Consider the following 20,344-nt stretch of genomic DNA (forward strand, 5'->3'; position numbering starts at 1 on the left):
TGGCGAAATGACCGGAAAATCTGGACCGCTCTGCGGCTAATTCGTGATTGGGCTGGGAAAGAAGGGAGACCTCGGCGAGAAACGCAGTGATACTGAACGCCTCTCCCACTGATGCCAGGCTAGTGCTTTGTTCCAATGGGCGGGACAGTCGCCGTCCTCTCCGAGGTCGGCGCGGGGAAAAGCTTCGCTTTTGGGGCGCCGAGTTCGGAGAACACGGCGACCCTCGGAACCCATCGTCAAGTACGAAAATTGAGCTGCGGTAGACCACCAGAAGGCTCTCCCACTGCCGCAATGCACATCCCACGCTTCCCCGTTTGCCGATGCAGCTCTACTACTTTCTGGCCGTCATCCTCTCGCTCAGCTTGGGGTCGCTGCCCGCGTCCAGCCAATCCTTCGCCCGAGCGGCCGGTTTCACCGCGCTGGTGATCCTCGCTTGGTGGGTGCTTTGCTACCTGGCGGTGCGTTTGGTGGTGCGATTGATCGATCAAGGCGAAGTGGACGCGCGGGTGGGTTACGATTGGTTTGATCGTCAAACCGAGTGTTTTCGCTGGTTTTCCTTGGGATTGGTGCTGCTGTGTCTGGGCGGATTCGGGCTCGGGCGCAATTTGGATCAATTGCCGCTGGTTCAGAATTCGCTGGCGCTACAGGCCATGGTGCTGCTGTTTCCCGCGATGGCGATGATGTCCGGATTGTGGGCGGGCGAGTATCTGTTTGCGGCGCGGCTGGGGTTGGTGCGGCCCAGCGTGTGGGCAGGGTTGAAGTCGATCGTCGCGACACTGCGGTGCAGCGTCGGCTGGCTGGTCGCCCCGATCGTCGGAATTTTGGCACTGGTCGACTTGGTCGCTCTGACATCGATCGGGGATCAGGTGCCGCCGTGGGTGGCCTGGGGCGCGCTCGGATTATTGCTGGTCGCCGGGATCCCGGTCTTGGTCCGACGCATCTTTCCGACGACGCCGCTGGATGATGCGACGCTGCAATGGATCCAATCCGTTGTCGCGGCTGCCGGGATCCGACGCTGCAAGATCGTGCAATGGGACACGGGGCTGCAAACCCACAATGCGATGATCGCCGGATTGTTGGGGCGTTTTCGCGTGCTGATGTTGAGCGACCGGTTGGTCCGAGAGCTCAGCCGCGAGGAACTTGCGATGGTGATTTTGCACGAGGTGGCGCATGCGAGACGGTTTCACGTGCCGCTGCGGATTGCCGCCCTGGTTCCCGCTTGGCTGGCCGGTGCGGCGCTGGAGCGGGGGCTGATGCACGATTCGCTTTCCGCTTGGGGGGCAGATTGGGCAGCGGATTGGGCCGGAACGCTCGGCAGTGCCCTGAGCCTGCTGGCCACGGTGTTGATCTTGCGGGTTGTCAGCTACCGCAGTGAATACGACGCCGATGCGGTCGCCTGCCGTTTGGCGCCGTCGGTTGCCCAGACCTGCGCCGAAGTTCCGGCGACCGAGAGCGACGCGGGACACCAGCTCGCCGCGGCGCTGCTGCGTGTGACCGAAGATAGCGACGCGGCCCGCAAGCCGACGTGGCTTCATCCCGGGATCAGCGATCGGATCGACGCGTTTGCCGGTTAGGTTGCCAACCCTGCTTTGACGTCGCGGACGATCTGTTTGGCGATGTCATCCAGGTCCAGGTCGGGGGCGGCCAGATGCAAGCCCATGCTGTGGGACTTGTTCATGAATCGATAGTCGATTTGGAAATCCACCGCATTGTCAGCCAACATCGCCGACAGCGTGCCCTCGAACGAGACTTGGTCGATCATGAACAGGTCGTCATGGTGCTCGGCGACAAACGCCAACGCTCCGACCGCACCGGTCGCGACTTCCTCGGCGGCTTGGACCGCCAATTGGGCGACATCCAACGCAGCATTCTTGAGGGCCAGTTCGGCATTGATGCGAATCACGTCCGGATGAGCCTCGGGGCCGGCGGCGTCAAGGATCCAGCCCGCCGATGCACGCACGGCCGACATGGTCGCGTTGGCGACGTTCAACGATCCCTGGGCGGCCAAGCGAAGTCCCTTGGTGGAGGCGTACCTGGCGTAGGTCGCGACTTCGTACGCCCGACGTTGGGCGTAGTTGTACCACTTAGCCGCTTTGCGGCTGCGAACGGCCTTGCGCCACGTCGAATAACGGGCGCTTTCGGTTTTGCGGAGCGAATTGACTTTGGAGGAAAGCGACGCGACGGCTCTTTCCGCGGCCACCAGATCCGATTTGATCTCGTCGAAATCGCGTTGGGCTTCTTTGATCGCCGCATCACGTTGGCCGATCAGTTTGTCGACCTCTCGTTGGGCCGCATCGAGTCCGGCTTGGGCTTTGTCGAAATCCTTGCGGGCCTGGTCGATCCAATCGTTCAACCCGCCGGCGACCTTGCCCTCCAGCGTCGCACTTAAATCATTGCGAACCACCGCACGGTAGGTCCAGAACGGAACGCCGATGGACGAGGCTTCGAATTCGTAATCCACCATGCCCAATCCATCGACTTCCGTGGTGATGTTGTAATACATGCGGCGTGGCGTGATGTGGATGTCGACATCGTGCGAAACGCCCAGCATTTTGACACCGCCGCTGACGATGAAGTGGTCCTGGTTGCTTTCGGACATCAGAATGTCGATGTTGACGTCGGTGACCGAAAGGGCGCCCAGATCGAACGCCCGCGTCCAAGCTTTCAGTCGGACGACCGGCGTGATCCCGGTGCGATCGATCAATCCGTCGACGCGGCCGGCCAAAGTTCCTTTGATGTACAGTTCGCCCCGGACACCGATGCCGTCTTCGATGCCCAGTTCGACGTCGCCGCCGAGCGGGGCGATGTTGAGGACGACGTCGCGAATTTCGAACGCCGGCGTTTTGCTCGGGTCGGTGGAGACTTCTCCCAGCCCCGTCAAACGCTTGGCAAAATTCATCAGGTCGGTGCTGGAGAGTGATTCCAGTTCACCGCGAAGTGCGATCTTGACCGGCGTTCCGGCGGCCATGCTGAAATCCACCTTGCCGGCAATCGACACATGGCGTCCGCCCAGTTGCATGTCCGCCAGCACGCCGACGCTGACCGATGGCACCGCGGTCGGCCCGACTTGATTCGCCCCTGCCTGGCCCGGTGCCGGTGCTTTGACGGTGTTCATGCTGATCAGCAAGATGACTTCGTCCAGGTCCAGTCCCGTCACGCCGAACGCGTTGTTGATGTTGCGAGCGGTCGCGGACAAGCGAAACTCGTTTCCGGTCGGTGTTTCGGCGATGCCGACGCGTCCGGACAGTTCGACGATCGAACCGTCGCTTTGAGCCATCGCCAGATCAACGCTGACGTACAATTGGTCTTGGTCGGTGCCGGGCGATTGCCACACCAGGAACGCGTTGCCGACACTCAGGTTTGGCGGCAGGTCGTTGATGACGATTTGGGGCAAGGTCGCCCTCAGCATCACGTCTTCACGCAGCTCCTCCCAGAAACCCGTGTCTTTGGGTTCGGATTTCCATTGCTGGACGACATCGTTGGAAAACTCGCTGAACAAGACGCCTTCGATTTGGATCTCCGGAATGTCCAAGCCGACGCGATTGAGCAATTCGCCCGGAATCGAATCCTCCGCGATCGTCGCGGTCGTCAGCACGTTGACGCCGCGTTGCAATCGGACGGTGAAATCATCTGACGCGTACAGATCGCCGTAAAAGTCTTGGGCCTGTGTCGACATCGCTGACGATTCGATTTCCCCTACGGCGGCCGAGAAGACGACGATCGGCGACTTAAATTCCAGCGGCGATTCGATCAAGTCGTTGCTTTGGGCCAGCGCCCCCAGATCGGTCTTGACGGCCAACACCCAATGCCCCAGTGAATCGGTTCCCAGTGCGTTGCTTCCCAGAGCATTGCCGACATATTGAAACAAGACCGGAGCGTCGGATTGGCCGAAGGTCGTCGTCCCGGTGACCGAGCCGTCGCTGCCGAACGTTGGCGCTTCGATCACGATGCCCGCGAACGAGGCGAATTGATCGATTTGGTCCAGTGCGATCCGGCCGGTTTGGTCGGCGATCGCCTTCATCGCGTCGACGGTCTGGCGGGCCGCCGCGGACAATTGCGACGTTTGCGATTGTGCGGCCTGCGTCGACTGGTCGGACTGCTGGCCCGATTCAACCGTGGCGACGAGCGCCGCGGTGTGATCGCTCGCGGTGATATCCAACAGCGAGAGCGGCGTCGCATCGGCGGCCATCAATTGGCGGGCTTCGAGGGTTTCCAGCGGACGCGTGATCCGACGCGCCGTCGAACGCCGTTTCGTCGGGGGCTTTTTGGAGCGACTTGAACGTTTTTGACCGAACGTGAAGGTTTTGGGGAACATTGCAGCGACCTTGTGGACCAAAGGCAGAAGATTTGGGGTGGAGAGATCGGAGCATTCCCGACTCACCAGCCCCCTGCGTGGTCCGGCCGAGTTTCCCTTAACTGTCCCGCTAAAAAAAAGAAAGTCGCTGGATCCAAACACGCTCGCTTGCGGTCTGTCGATTCAATCAACAGGCCGCTCGCGTTTCGTACTCGTATTCGCTGATCCCGCTTGTTCAGCGTCTGATTCTTCGCACGCAGGATTTTGCAAAGCGCGCCGACGATTGCATCCACGGCAACAGCGAGGTGACCGGCCAATGCATCCCGCTGTCCAACCCGATCGCGATGCTTTGAAACGCGAGACGCTGGGCGTACAGGCCGTTGATCAGTTCATTATTCGGATCCGTACACGAATCACAAACCGTGCAGCCGAGCTCGTGAAGCCAATGCACGTTTTGCATTTCCAGCAGGAACCCGGGCGAATACTCGGCGAATCGCTCGTCGTAGGTCGTCTTGTATCCACTGACCTGACCGCCGCTGTGAAGGTCGACTAGCATGGCGATCGGGGCGCCGTCGAGTGTCAATCGGCCGAATCGGATCGAATCCTGCTGCGCACATCGGTCGACCATTTCCAAAAAGAATGCGAGCGATTCGCTTCGGCACGCCATCGCGGTCCCCTGGCGTCCTTTCCAACCGGCAGCTTCCAGATCGACAAAGTCATGCGCCCACTGGTGAACGTCGTTTGCTTCCGAGGAGTGTTCCAGCGAAACGCTGCCGACCGCTTGAAGTTTCTTTAGCAATCGCTTGGCTTTCTTGCGACGATTCTTGGACATCGACTGTCGCAGATACGTATCGGCGTCGTCCCCCGGATGCATCGCGGCTCGAGAAAAGCGGTCGCGCGTGAAGACGGCGCGATCCTGCTGTGTCGCCGCACGACGGATCAGGCCGTCAAACGCCGCGTCGGCCGAGACGGTGTCGAAGGCCAACAGACGGACGCCCCGCCCCGAGAGCGTCGTGAAGATCGCGGACAACGCCTGGTCGCCGTGCTCACGATCCAACAACGGGGTCGAATCAAATGCTTCGACGGGCCGCCAAGCATGCACCGATCGGATCGGCAAGCGATAGAAAGACTTGCTCACCAGCGGCATCACGCCATACAAGTGCCGATTCGTATCCATCGCCGAGGCACCTTCGATCACTAACAACCCAACCGATTCGTCGCCGCGATGCTTCAGCAACGGGATCAGAAACTCCGGTTCGTAACACGGGTTGCGCCAAGCACACCGTGCGACCAGATCCCGCCAGGCAGGCACGAGCGACTCCAATGCAGCGGGATCGTCGATGATGCGTCCGCTGAACTGCGGAGAGTTTGTCTCAAAACAGGCTGACGACGGGGATGGCAGAGTCGCGACCATGGCAGTCTCAGGCGGGATGGAAAACAGGTGACTGCCAACCATACGTCGCAAACTTGCCAGATCGCCCGACAGCATCACATCACGCACCACCGGCTTACCGGCCTGTTGATTGACGAGCCCGCAGCGCTAGCAAGTGGCGGGACAGGCCCAGTCGCTAACGCTTCAGACTCGTAATGTCCTGTTCAGTCATCGAAAACGATTCAATCAATAGGCCGCGACAGCGCCGCTGGATTCAAGGCTCGAGCGAGCGTCGCTCCGTCATAACCGCGTCCGCGACGAATCGCCGCGATACACCGTCTGTCGTCAATCCGATCTGGTGGGGGCCGGCGGTGACAGTTTTGACGGATAAAAGAATGTTGACGGTTTTTCGGGGCCTAACGGTGGCACGGGGGGGAGCAGGCTAGCAAAATACCGGGGTCCAACCGAGATTGACCCCGTGAGGCAGGCCAAATGAAATCGTCCCGTACACGCAGGAAGTCCAACCGCAACCGCCACTCGCTGATGGAAAAGCTGGAAGCGAGAATGTTGCTGGCGTCGGATTGGCAGAATCCGGCCCGGCCGTTGGACGTGAACAATGACGGACAAGTCAGTTCGATGGATGCGTTGCGGGTGATCAACAAGATCGCGACGTCCGATGGGGCGGGATCGCTTGGAAGTCGATCCAACCGGCTGCAAAGTTTTTATGACACCAGCGGCGACGGAAAGCTGACGACCGTCGACGCGTTGCGGGTGATCAACGGACTGGGACAGTCGGGTGACGGTTCGATCGCGCACTTGGGGCCCGAGGCCGAAGGGGACGTCGCGCCGGCCGGTTTCACCAGCGTGATGTTGATGACGTTGCCCGGTGATGACGATCAACGGGTCGATCTGTCGGCCCACTTCGAGTTCGTCCGCGAAGAATTCAACGAGCTGGGATTCTTCATCGCCGATGATGCCTCGGGGACGGTCAGCGGGTTGCCGCCGGAACATGCCGACTATCCCCAGGCCGTGTTTGCCTCGGCGCATCGCGGGGTGGCCTATTCCAAGTTTCGTGCCGAACCGTTTTCCGAAAGCAACACCTTTCCTGCCGGCCGACACCTCGGCGTCTATGTCTTGCAGCCGGCTGATGACCTGGGCGATTCTGATCAGCACTTGAGACTGTTGACCGAATCGAGTGCGATCGATGTCTCATCGCCACAGATTGGCTGGGAAATGCACGCCAGTCACCTGCCGGGAATGATGGTGGGAAACCGTGGGTTTGACGATGTCATCATCGACGTCCAGACACAGGCTCCGTACGACAGTTGCACACTGTTTGTCGACGACCTGACCGGATGGCGAACGTCACAATCGGGAGGCTCGGACACGGGACGGGGAAGTGTCGTCGCCGATGAATGCACGGCGGTGCTGAGCGAGGGCGATTCCTTTGTGACGACCTTGGAGACGACGTTTGTGGTTCCCGCCGGAGCGAGTGAGCTGAGTTTTACCTACAGCGACCTCGAGTTTGACAGAGCGGACACCCAGTTCATCAACGATGCGTTTGAAGTCGCGTTGGTCGATCGTTTTGGCAACCCACTGGTCGCGCCGTACACCGCCACGCGCGACGCGTTTTATAACGTGACGGAGGAACTGGGGGCGGTCGCCGGATCGGGAGTTTCGACCGAACCGGTCGACGGTGGCACGAAGGTCACGGTCGATCTGTCCGGCGTGATCGCCGGTGAAACCGCCAGCCTGATCTTCCGTCTGGCCAACGACGACACCGACACGACGACGACCGTGCGGATCATCGACTATGTGATCCCCGGTTACACGGGAGACCCCGTCGATGTGCCGCCGGATTCCGCATCCGTGGCAGAGTTTGAATCCCAACGCTCTCGCACCGCACCGGCACCGCTCGCCATCGTCGACACGACGGTTTCAGCGGATGCCCAGAAGCCACCGCTTGTCTCCACGCCGATCGATTACCCCAAGACGTTCGTCTACACCACCGCAGATGACTTTCAAGCGGGTGAACTTTTTAACTTGCACGCCGACCAGGCTGCCGGTTCGATCCAGTTGAACGCGTCGGGTGGAATTGAAATCTTGCCGATCATCTGGATTTCCAATTCCGGCGACGGCACGGTTTCCAAATTCAATACCGAAACGGGCGAAGAATTGGGACGCTACCGGACCGGTGCCAACAGTGCGACCAACCCGTCGCGGATTGCGGTCACCGGGGATGGCGCCGCGTGGGTCGCCAACCGCGGGGACAACACCAGCATTCCCTACAACGCTGTCAAAATCTTGCACGACGGTTTCATCGACCGCAACGGAAATGGCGTCGTCGACACCAGCTTTGATGCCAACGGCGACGGACGCATTTCCGGCGATGAAATGTTGCCTTGGGACGCCAACGGGGATGGCCAGCCCGATGATGAACGCATCGCGATGACGATTCATGCGGGCCGAAACCGAAGCAATCCGGATCAGTGGAATTATGGCGGCGGAGCGCGTGGTATTGCGATCGATGGCAATGGCAAGCTCTGGGTCGGATTGCTGAATCGGAACCAGTATGAAGTCTTTGACGAGGCCACCGGTGCGTTTGAAAAGATCGTCGCCGTCTCCGGATCTCCCTACGGATCGGTGATCGATAGCAACGGAATCCTGTACAGCACGACGGCCAATTCACGACAGCTGGATCGAATCGACACGCACACACAGTCGTACCTGGGATCCATCGACATCGGCCAAACGATGTACGGCATCACGCTGGACGAAAACGGTGTCGTTTGGACTTCGGGTTGGCAGGGCTCGTATCTCACTCGCTATGATCCCGCCACGGGCGAGATCGATCACTACAACTCGGCAACGGGGGAATCGAGCGGCGGCGGGGTCGCGGTCGACCATAACGGAGACGTCTGGGCGGCCCACTATGACGGCACTTATCTGTTCAAATGGGAATTCGCAGACGACCGACGAACGCTCCTCCAAGCCAAAACAGTCGAAACCGGCGCGAACGGCCTCAAGGGTGCCGCCGTCGACGCGGACGGATTCTTTTGGACCACGTCGCTCGGCAGCAACACGGCGATCAAAGTCGACCCGGACACGGACCAGGTGGCGTTGTCCGTGCCGACCGGGAACTCGCCGTACAACTACAGCGATTCCACCGGCAGCGTTCGGGCCAACCTGCTTCGCGAAGGCACCTGGACCGAAACGATCGATTCGGGGCGATCGGGCACGGTCTGGACCACCACGCGTGCGATCGCCGACACGCCCGAGGGCAGCGCTCTGACGATTCGCGTCAGGGCGTCCGATGATCCGGGTTCGATCGAATCGTTGCCATGGACGACCACCGAATCGTTGGCGACGCTGCAGGACGTCCGTGGGCAATTCCTGGAAGTTCAACTCACGCTCCAGTCCTCCGACCCGGCGGTCGATCCCAGTGTGATCGAGTTCGCCGTCGATGCCCTGGCTCCGCCGGACATCACGATCCTGACCCCATCAGCCGACGCTTCGATCGAACCCTCGACGATCGTCTTGTCGGGAATCGCGACCGCAGCGACTCCGTTTTTGAACGTGGACCAGCAATTCGCCAATTCGATTGCTTTTGTCACGGTCAACGGAAAACCGGTCGACGCGTTGGACGCCGGCGGAACGTTTTACGCGCACGTGGATGTCGCTACCGGCTTGAATGCCTACGACGTTGAAGCGTTCGATGCCTATGGTCAAAGCCGCACCGTGACGGTCTCGATCACGGGCCGTGAACCGTCGGGCATCGAATTGGATCGCTACAGCGACATCACCGGCAGTTTCTCTGGCGTGTACGGCCGGACCTCGTTCAACGAAGACCAGCGGCACCTGTATGTCGACTTGGCGACGCGCAACGACGGCGTGTTCGAAAGCGAGGTGCCGCTGTTGGTCGGCGTCCGCAACATCAGCGACCCGGCGGTCTCGGTCGTCGATCCCGACGGCTATTTAGACGACGGCACGCCGTACTTCGATTTTTCAGACGCCGTCGACGACGGGACGCTGGAACCGAACGAAGTGACTGCGTCGCCGACGATTGCGTTCGGTAATCCGTTGAAGCATCAGTTTGATTACGAGTTGGTGTTCCTGGGAAAACTGAACGAACCGCCGGTGATCACGACGATCCCGGCAACCGAAGCTCCCTACGATCGAACGTATCGCTACGACGTCGACGCGATCGATGCGGATGGGGACGCGCTGACGTACACGTTGACAACCGCACCGGAGGAGATGGGAATCGATTCGGCAACGGGGCTGATCACGTGGATGCCCAGCCAAGACGACATCGGCCAGCACGACGTGGCGGTTCGAGTCAGCGATGGCAATGGAGGCGTCGCGACACAGCATTACACCGTCACCGTTTCCCAGGCCCCGCCCAATCGCCCACCGGTGATCACCAGCACGCCGGTGACGATTGCCGAATTGGGTGAGAATCCAGGGATCAACGTGGACCTTCAGGAGAACGACAAGTTCTTCTTGCTCGGCGGTGTGAGCGGACAAACGGTTTCGACACAGTTCGATTGGACCATTCGGCAGGCTGCGTTCAACAACGAATTCGGCGTTTACCGAATCGATGACGCCCAGGGGACGGTCGATGGTTTGTTACCCGGCGACCCGGGGTACGGGGCCGCCGCGCTGGCCGCCGACAATTCGCTGGTCGTTTTTCGCAGCGGGCTAGGTGCCGGAGCGGTCTCGACGGTTGATCTCCAGACGGGACAGCTCTATGCAGCTTACATCATCCAGAACGGAACCACCCAACAGTACCGCGACGGAAATCGAGCGGCATTCTTTTCGTACGAACAAGCACACGGCGGTGTCGATCGTCTCCGCGCGACCATCCTCTCCAACGGAAAGACGCAGTTTGCTTGGGAAGATGCGACCGACTTTGACTTTACCGACGTCGTGTACACGATCACGACCGATTCACTTCAACTGGGGTTGAACGATCCGTACCAATATGACGTCCAAGCAATCGATCCCGATTTAGACACACTGACCTATGCCTTGGTCGAATCGCCCGACGGCATGCGAATCGATTCGACGAACGGCTTGATCAGGTGGAATCCGTCGGCCGACCAGATCGGCAACCATGACGTCACGGTCGAAGTCAGCGACGGCAACGGCGGAGTGGCGGTTCAAGAATTTGTCGTCTGTGTTCACCCGGACCCGGAAAACCATCCGCCGACGATCGTGTCGGATCCCAACACGTCGTATGGGATCGCCGGCGTCAACAATCCCGCCTCGGGCAACATCAGTCCCACGCAACTTTCGGTTCCGCTGGAAATCGGTGGCACGGTCCAATCGAACATCTCGCTGACGTTGCCCGATTCCGGTGGCGATCTGGGGACGGCGGACATCGTGTTTGTGGTCGATGAGTCGGGATCGATGGCCGGTGAACAGGCATGGCTGGGTGACATCATTGCATCCCTGGATCAGTCTTTGGTCGGGGCTGGCCTGACGAACAACCGATACGGATTGGTCGGATTCGCCAACACTGCTCGCGTGCGACAATCCGGCAGCGATCGTTGGATGTCGGCCACCGACTTTGCCACCGCGACCAACTCGCTCAGCACGTCGCGATCAGGCGCCGAAGACGGCTACGACGGCATCGAGTACACGCTGAACAACTATTCGTTCCGTGATGAAGCGTCCCGTGTCGTGATCCTGGTCACCGACGAAGAACGAACGACGGTCAACGGATCGGTGTCCTTCAATTCGATCGCCGACCGACTGGAGAACGAAAGCATCCTGTTCTCGATCGTCGCCAATGCTCGCATGGAAGATTCCAACGATGCGCTCGCATTCGGCGTTGCCGCCGACGGAACAGCATACGTTAGCGACGGCGGTTCCGGATTCACCGCCAGCGATGGCGGCCAGTATGTTCGCAGCGAACCGGTCGGACGAGGCGACGTGGCCAACATCCGCACCGAATACGTCGATCTGGCCTGGGGCGTCGACGGCATCACCTGGGATTTGAACTTTCTGCGAAGCGACGCGGCAGCCGCCGAAGCGTTCACCAACGTGTTCTCGGATGTTCTGGGCGAAAGCATCATCCGTAACATTCCGATCAACGTTGTCGCCTCCGACCCCGATGTCGGCTTTGTCAATCTGACCGGAATCCAAACCGACATCGCAACCGGCCAAACCGTTTCGTTCGACATCCAGTTCGAATCCGGCACACCGTCGCGATTTGATTTGGCGTTCGTCAACGCCAACACCAACGAAGTCCTCGGGTCGATCCCCGTCAACCTGGGCGATGTCTACGAGTATCAAGTCGTCGCCGTCGATCCGGACAACGATGAACTGACCTACCGTCTTCCCGTTGCCCCCGACGGCATGGCGGTTGATTCGGCCGGTCGAATCACGTGGACACCGTCGGTCGACCAGAGTGGCGTAGTCGACGTGAAGGTTGCGGTCTCCGATGGTCGCGGTGGCATGGACGCACAATCGTTTCAAATTCAGCTTGCCGAGCCTGGAACCGCGTCCATTGCCGGAAACGTGACGTCGGAACCCTACGCGTTTACGGGAATCACCATCGGAGATGTAGACGGGTTTGGTTTCGATGATCCGTCAGCACTTCTGTCCGCACAGAACACTCCGGTCGATATCGATGGAAACGGACTGCTACAAGATGGCGAATTTTTGCCGGACTTGAACGGCAACCTTGACGTGGCAACCGGTTCCGGAGACGAATTTGACAATCGTGATCTCGCAGAACTCAGCGGAGCATCCATCGGCGGATTCGGGTTCGTCGATCGAGGGTCCAGCGGTTCTCAGTGGACCGATATCGCACTCTCGACAAGCGATCAGGGGACCAACTTCCCCGATCCCAGCGGGCCCGAGATTCCGAACGAGCCGAACTTTGAGTTTCGTTTCGAGGTCCCCAAAGATAGTGTTGCTGAAGGAACGGAGCTATTCGTCAATGTCGTGTTCGGCGATTATGACGTTGTCCCCGCGAGCATCGAAGTGATCGCCAATGACGGTTCGGGCGCTGCGGGGGAAACGATCAGCATCCCGCTTTCGATTCAGCCGGCAAACGAAAATGGATTGATTCAATCAACCTCCGCGAGTCTCAACTTCGATCAAGTTTTCAATGATCTCGGAACGGCGTGGAACGGCTATTTGGATGTGCGGTTTGTCGCCTCTCAGGAACCCTACACGGCGTTCGACTACGTTGAACTAGGGCTTGAATCGATCACCCAGCAGCCGGATCCCTCCGAAGTGAGTTTGCCGGGGTGGATTGTTTTTATCGACTCCAATGACAACATGGTGCTCGATCCAGGAGAACGATTTACTGAGACAGATTCGGAAGGCCATTTTGAGTTTCAGAACTTGGCTGGTGGAGATTACAGCGTTCGGCAAGTCGTCCAGCAGGGCTGGAGTCCCAGTTTCCCGGTCGATAACGGCTATACGATTCGCTTGAATCCTGGCCAATCGGCGACGAACGTCAGTTTTGTCAATTCGGACGTGAGCGGAGGCGAAAATCAACGGCCGGTCATCACCGGTTCCGCGATGACCGAGACGACACTCGGCGACCTGTATCGGTATGACGTCGTCGCTACCGATCATGAAAACGATGGCTTGGAATTCCGGTTGCCCCTTGCCCCCGACGGGATGACGATTCACCCGGACCTCGGTTCAATCGCTTGGCTGCCGACCGAAGATCAACTCGGTGGCCACAACGTCGTGATGCAAGTCAGTGACGGGCGCGGCGGATTGGCCGTCCAGTCGTTCCAGGTCGTCGTCACCGCGCCGAACGTCGCCCCGACCATCACGTCTGCTCCCGCCGTGATGGCAATCGCCGGAAATTCGTTCACCCATCGGTTGCGAGCCCAAGATGCCGACGGCGATCAGGTGACGTGGCGGCTAAGTGACACCGCGCCGGACGGGATCACCATCTCACGCGTGGAATTGATGAACTCCGATGACCAGCTGGTCGACGCCTATCACGAACTCGTCTGGGATGTTCCCGAATCCTCGGCCGGATCCGAGGTGAGTTTCTCGATCATCGCCGAAGACGGTCGTGGCGGTTCGGACTCGCAAGATTGGACGTTGGACATCGCGGACGCATCCGCCGTCAACCGCATTCCGGTCATCCATTCATCGCCTCGCCCGACTGCACGGTTTGGACTCGATTGGACCTATGACCTCCAAGCCTCCGACCCCGACGGCGACACACTGACCTATCAATTGATCGATCCGCCCACCGGCATGCAGATCACCGACGGAGGAATCCTCCGCTGGACGCCTTCGCCGACTGCTGCGTCCAGCAACGCGATCGAAATCCAGGTCAGTGACGGTCGCGGTGGTGTGGCGACGCAGTCGTTTGACCTCAGCGTCGCATCGGTCGACATCAACCAACTGCCGGAAATTATTTCCGTCCCGCCGACCCACTGGGTCAGCGGCCGCGACTATCGATACGATGCCGTCGCACGTGATCCCGATGGAGACCCGGTCAGCTGGGAATTGACGGTCGCACCGCGCGGCATGTCGATCGATCCGTATACGGGTGTCGTCCGCTGGACTCCCGATGAATCGCAGATCGGCAGCCATTTCGTTGAGGTCACCGCGACCGATGTGCTGGTCGGTCAGGCGACGCAACGATTCGGCATCGACGTCGGGTGCAACAACGTCGCCCCAGCGATCGTCTCGATCCCGCCGACGGTCGGTTACAGTGACCGCGTGTACTTGTACGCGGTCCGCGGCGATGATTTGGAGAATGACCCGCTAACGTGGAAATTGCTGGAAGCTCCTGACGGGATGGAGATCAACGAAACGACCGGCCTGATTCGCTGGACGCCGACGGCCGCCCAAGTCGACTCGCACGACGTCTTGGTCGAAGTCAGCGATGGACTGGATACCGGAACGCAAGCGTACACGATCGTCGTCAAGTCCTCCGACGAACTGCTCGTCCCCGGCGACCCGAGCAAGGGAACGGTGGGCAACCGTGCGCCGATCATCACATCAACGCCCATTTTTGCCGCCGAAGCCGGGACGCTGTACACGTATCAGGTCCGCGGGGTTGATCCCGATGGCGACGCGGTGACGTTCTCGATCGCAGGCGATCTACCGGCGACGCTGACGATCGACGACGCGGGGTTGATCACTTGGACACCGGCCGAACAGGATCCGAGTCCGACGGTGATCGTGACTGCGACCGACGACCATGGTGCAACTTCGACACAAACCTATCTGTTGTCCGTCGCGGTCAACAGCGCGCCCCAGATCAATTCGACGCCGATCGACAGCGTCGTGCGCGGGGCGACGTACCGCTACACCGTTCGCGCCAGCGATCCCGAAGGCGACCCGTTGACGTACCGATTGAACGATGATGCCCCCGATGGGATGACAATCGATCGATTCGGACGGATCATCTGGCAGACCGATGGTTTTTCCGAAGACGCCGCCGACGTGACGGTGACCGTTGCGGACAACCGTGGGCAATCGGCAAGCGACACGTGGCAGATCACGTTGCTGGACGACACAATCCCGCCGCAGGTTTCCTTCACCATTATTTCCGGCGATCGGACCTTCCAAGGCGACGGCCAGGTGGACCAGGGATCCAGTTACACGGTCAGAGTGTTGGCGTCGGACAACGTCGGGGTGGTGGACGTCGGCTTGATCGTCGACGGCGCGATGGTGACGCTGGACGACACCGGTGCGGTCGTCTTGACCGGCCAGACCGCCGGCGCGGTCGCGTTGGAAGCGTTCGCGAGCGACACGGCGGGACTGCGCGGCGAAAGCGACGGGACGGTCACGATCGTCGATCCGTCGCGGCCGAACCAGCCCGTTGATCCAAACAATCCGAACGATCCGGGAACGGTGATCCCCCCCGACCTGCCGCCGCATCCCGGATTCGATCCCACCGACAATCAACCGCCGGAAGTCGTCATCACGTCGCCGGAGGTCGGTGAGAACGTGATGGGATTGGTGACGATCGAAGGCACGGTCGACGACCCGGAAGACAACCTGTGGTATTACCGCGTGTTTTATGCGCGAGCCGACAAGGTTTCCTTGACCGGGATCAACCTGTCCGATCCCGATTGGGTGATGATCAACGAGGGGACCGAGGAAGTCCATGCCGGCCAGTTGGCGGTGTTCGATAGTTCGGCGGTTTCCAAGGACGGTTACGCGATCGTCGTGGCGGCTTATGACGTCAACGGTCGAGGCTACGTGCAGCCGACGTTGGTCAACGTCGAAGGCAACTTGCAACTGGGGAATTTCCGTCTGGAGTTCACCGACCTGAGCATCCCGTTGGTCGGAATCCCGATCAACGTCACACGAGTCTACGACACGCTCAATGCGGGCGACGAAGGCGACTTCGGCTACGGCTGGAGTCTGGGCGTGCAGGATGCACGGATCTTCGAAGCGGGGGCCGTTGGTACAGGGGGCGCACTCAGTTTCGGCAACGACAAATTTGTCGCTGGAAAGACGAAGGTGTACTTGACGAATCCCGACGGCCAGCGGGTCGGATTCACCTATGACGTCACCGACATCCGCGGCAGCTTTTTCGGATCGACCGGCCGTCCGGTCTTCACGCCCGACCCCGGCGTCTATGACACGCTCACCATCGACCAGAAAACCGTCGCCGTCGGCGGCATCGTCGGTGCGTTGGCCGGCGGGATCAACCCCGACACCTACACGCTGACGACCAAAGAAGGCCTCAAATACCGCTACAACCAATTCGACGGTCTGCAAACCATCACCGACCTCAACGGCAACACCGTCACCTTCAGCGATGATGGAATTTCGCACTCCAGCGGTGCCTCGGTCAAGTTCGTTCGTGACGCGAAAGGCCGGATCACTGAAGTGGTGCAGCCGTCGGGCGACAAGGTGGTTTACCAATACGATGTCGGCGGAGATCTGCGCAGTTTGACTGATTTGGCCGGGCTGACGACTTCCTACACGTATCGCGACCATCCTGCGCATTACTTGGACCAGGGATTCGATCCCCAAGGTGATGCGGTCCTAACAGTGGTTTACGAACAACATCCTGATTCACGGCAATGGGAGTTTAAAGGTGTTGTTGACGCAACCGGAAATCGCATCGACGATCGGGATGTCGACGTCGCGTCGAATTCGGCGTTGGTTCGTGATGCCAATGGGAATCCAACGAAACTGACCTACGATGATCGAGGCAACGTGGTCGAGGAAAAGGATCCGCTGGGAGCGGTGACGTATCGCGAGTACGGGGACCCGCACAACCCCGATCTGGAAACCCGTATCATTGACCGGCTGGGATTTGTCTCCGAACGTGAGTATGACAATCGCGGTAACATCCTTCGTGTGATCGAGTTGGGCACCGAATCTGAACCGTTCGCCGAGCCGGTTTTGACAACGTTCACCTATGACAGCGGCAACCGAGTCAACTCTGTTCAGGATGCGTCCGGTGCCACAACCGCCTTTAGCTATGACGCGCGCGGGAATCTGATGCGAATCGTCAATGCCGAAGGAAATTCATCGGCGTTCACCTACGATGGCCGGGGACGCAGGACGACATTCACCGACTTCAACGGCAATACGACGACCTTCGATTATACCGCTGCGTGTCCCTGTGGTTCACCGTCACGGATAACCTACGCGGATGGGAGCTACGAGACCTTCCGGTACAACCGATTCGGTCTAGTCACTCGCGAGGCTTCTTACGAGGCTGATGGGACGCTCGTTGAACAGATGGAAACCAAATACGATTCGGCAGGACGCGTTACCGAAGAGACAACGGGAGTGGCGGGGGATCCGAATCATCCGCCCACCATCGTACGCAAGTTTTACGACGATCAACTTCTGGACTGGGAAATCATTGTCAGTCCAGAGTCCATTGACGCCAACGGCAACCTGACCGAATCGCCCGCCACGCCGATTGATGATCGATTCAGCCGAATCACCGATTACGGCTACGACCAAAACGATCGGTTGATCCGCCAGACGGATGCCGAAGGTGGTGTCGTGCAGTACCGCTATGACGCCCAAGGTAATCGTGTGCTGCTGCAGGATCCCGTCGGCAACATCACGACATGGGTTTATGATGAATTGAACCGCGTGGTGGAAGAGCGTGATCCGTTCTATTGGGTGGATCTGGTCGGCGCGGATGCCAGTTTGCAATCGCTATCCAACGATGAGTTGCTGGAACAAATCGCTCCGGTGGATCCGGTCTCACCTGCGAATCCATCCGATCCGCGCGATCCTCTCTACGACGACCCGAGCGGTGCGGATTGCCACACCAACACGGCCGCCGATCATGTTCGGTTGACCTGCTATGACGCCGAAGGCAATCAGAGCAAGACGATCGATCGCAATGCCCGACGGCGTGAGTTCGAATACGACCACGCAGGCCGACTGGTAGAAGAGCGTTGGTACAACGCCCCCGACCATGCGACCGATCCGAACGCGTCGGTGGAAACGATCCAGTTCACTTATGACGTGCTCGGCAACATGCTGACGGCGAGTGATTCGAACAGTCGTTACCTGCACACCTATGACGAATTGAACCGGCTGACTTCGGTCGACAACAACCCGATAGGTGATCGGGATGTCCCGCGGGTGATTTTGAACTACGAGTATGATGCGCAGGGGAACCTCACCAAGACGTACGACGATGCCGGTGTCACCGTCAAATCCGAATACGATTCACGAAACCGTCTGTGGATCAGGGAATGGTACGACGCCGATGTTCCCGTGGGTGAAACACCAGACGTCGACCCGGCACGCGTGGATTTCTTTTACAACGCCGCCGGCCGAGAGAAAGAAGTCCGCCGTTACTCGGACCTGGATGCCAACACGCTGATCGGCCGAACCGAGCGGACCTACGACACCGCCGGCCGATCGGATGAGCTGATCCACCGCAACGCCGTCGACGAACTCCTGGCCGGATACGATTACGACTACGATTTTGGAGGGCTGCTAACCGCCGAAGAACGCACGCACCAAGATCCGCAGTACGCCCAAAGCATCACGTACGGCTATGACCTGACCGGTCAACTCACCGACGCCATCTTCAGCGGCCAAGCCGACGAACACTACACCTACGACGCCAACGGCAATCGCCTGACGTCACGTGTCGGAGAGCCCGGTAATTACGTCGAACAAACCTACAGCCCCGCCGGACCGGCAAACCAACTGCGAAGCGACGGAGTCTACGAGTACTTCTATGACGGCGAAGGCAACCAGATCAAGCGAGTCCACCGAACGACCGGTGAAACACGCACCTTCCACTACGATCACCACAATCGCCTCGTTCGAGTCGACGATTGGAGCAGCGATCCGGGTGAACTCCAGAATCCCACCTCGGGAGCCATCCTGACCCAAAGCGTCCGCTACACCTACGATGTCCACGGACGCAAAATTGCGGATCACGCCGATGGGGATGGAGAAAACGCCGGAGTTGCTGAGCAGACCTTTTTCGTGCTCAGCGATAGTAATGTTTGGACTGACCTCCGGCAAACGGGAGAGAGGATCGGCACCTATCTGTTCCGAGACGAAATGGATCAAAACCTGGCGCGATATAGATCTGGGGAAGGCACGTCCTGGTACCTTGCCGATCACCTGCGTTCGATCCGAGACATCAATGGAGCGGGAATTGGTTCACAGAACCGCAGCGAATTCGGTGTTTTTGGATCGCTCCTCACTCGCACAAATCCTGACATCGCCGACCGGTACAACTTCACGGGGCGAGAATTGGACTTCTCAACAAACGATTACTTCTTCAGAGCCCGATTCATGTCGCCGTTGACTGGAAGGTTCCTGCAACAAGATCCCCTTGGGATCGATTCGGAGGATGTGAACTTTTATCGATACGCGCTAAACGCTCCGACATTCGCGACTGATGCAACGGGGTTGACGACGATCATCGAATACAAGATTACACTCGGGAATCGCACGTTTGGAATCGCACTTCACGGTGGCCATCACTACTGGACCGTTCTTGGACGTCAACTCTGGTGTATCCACTTGCAGTTTCTGTTTCATACTCACGGCGTGGGCGCGGCGCGGATTCAGATTCCACTTCCCTGGTGCCGTGGCACACGATTCCCTAGGTTCTAGTGCACGAGACACGCTACCGATGGATCCCCTTGAGCACGTTAAACGCAAATATGTTCAAAAGCCATACTCGTTTTGGATCAATCGAATTGGCCAAGATCCGATCGTTGAGCAAGGACTTGAAAACGGCACTTCTGAGATCGACGTTTCGGCAGTCTGGGAGCGAGAGCCAGACGGACCAATCCTGGTGCTAATTTCACAGTCCAGTCATAAGCTGTGGAGAATCAACATGCCCACCGTTTCATTTGTCGTTCATCCGCCGGGGACGGCCTAAAAGGGACGGGCCTAAAAGGGACGGGCCTAAAAGGGACGGGGGTTGATTTGCGGGCTCGGTCAAGTGTTGCGCATGGCCGTTGGCCAATGATCGTCAACATGGTCACGAGCTATCCGACTTGCCTCATTTTCCTGCCCCCCATTTTTCTGTCCCTCGCTCCCGGCAAACTTTACCGGTTACGTAAACCATCTCGCTCGTAGCGATTGTCACACTCAACCGGATCGTGTCGGGGCTGAATTCGGTTGAACCGGTGCGATTGCTACAAGCAGCCCGCCGATACCAGTCTGCAGAGTGGTTGAGTTGGCTCCGGCGTGTCGCCTGATTGCCGGGCCGAGGGGCG

Annotated in this window: 4 protein-coding genes; 2 read left to right on the forward strand and 2 right to left on the reverse strand. The window is 59.2% G+C overall.

What is annotated here, in order from left to right; all coding sequences use genetic code 11:
• The first annotated feature begins 320 nt into the window (after nt 1-320).
• Complete coding sequence (locus H1B37_RS01515; RefSeq protein WP_182864850.1) at nt 321-1,574, forward strand: M48 family metalloprotease; 1,254 nt, start codon at nt 321-323, stop codon at nt 1,572-1,574.
• Here H1B37_RS01515 and H1B37_RS01520 read toward each other — a convergent pair.
• Complete coding sequence (locus tag H1B37_RS01520; RefSeq protein ID WP_182864851.1) at nt 1,571-4,315, reverse strand: hypothetical protein; 2,745 nt, start codon at nt 4,313-4,315, stop codon at nt 1,571-1,573. The two genes, H1B37_RS01515 and H1B37_RS01520, sit on opposite strands and share 4 nt — an antisense overlap.
• Nucleotides 4,316-4,529: 214 nt before the next feature.
• Complete coding sequence (locus tag H1B37_RS01525) at nt 4,530-5,708, reverse strand: GNAT family N-acetyltransferase (protein WP_220497985.1); 1,179 nt, start codon at nt 5,706-5,708, stop codon at nt 4,530-4,532.
• A 450-nt stretch (nt 5,709-6,158) separates the two neighbouring features.
• Here H1B37_RS01525 and H1B37_RS01530 point away from each other — a divergent pair, with 450 nt between their 5' ends.
• Nucleotides 6,159-19,733, forward strand: coding sequence for a putative Ig domain-containing protein (locus H1B37_RS01530; RefSeq protein WP_182864853.1), 13,575 nt, complete (start codon nt 6,159-6,161; stop codon nt 19,731-19,733).
• Nucleotides 19,734-20,344: the final 611 nt, after the last annotated feature.

It is taken from the genome of Stieleria mannarensis (assembly GCF_014154935.1).
Lineage (GTDB): Bacteria > Planctomycetota > Planctomycetia > Pirellulales > Pirellulaceae > Stieleria > Stieleria mannarensis.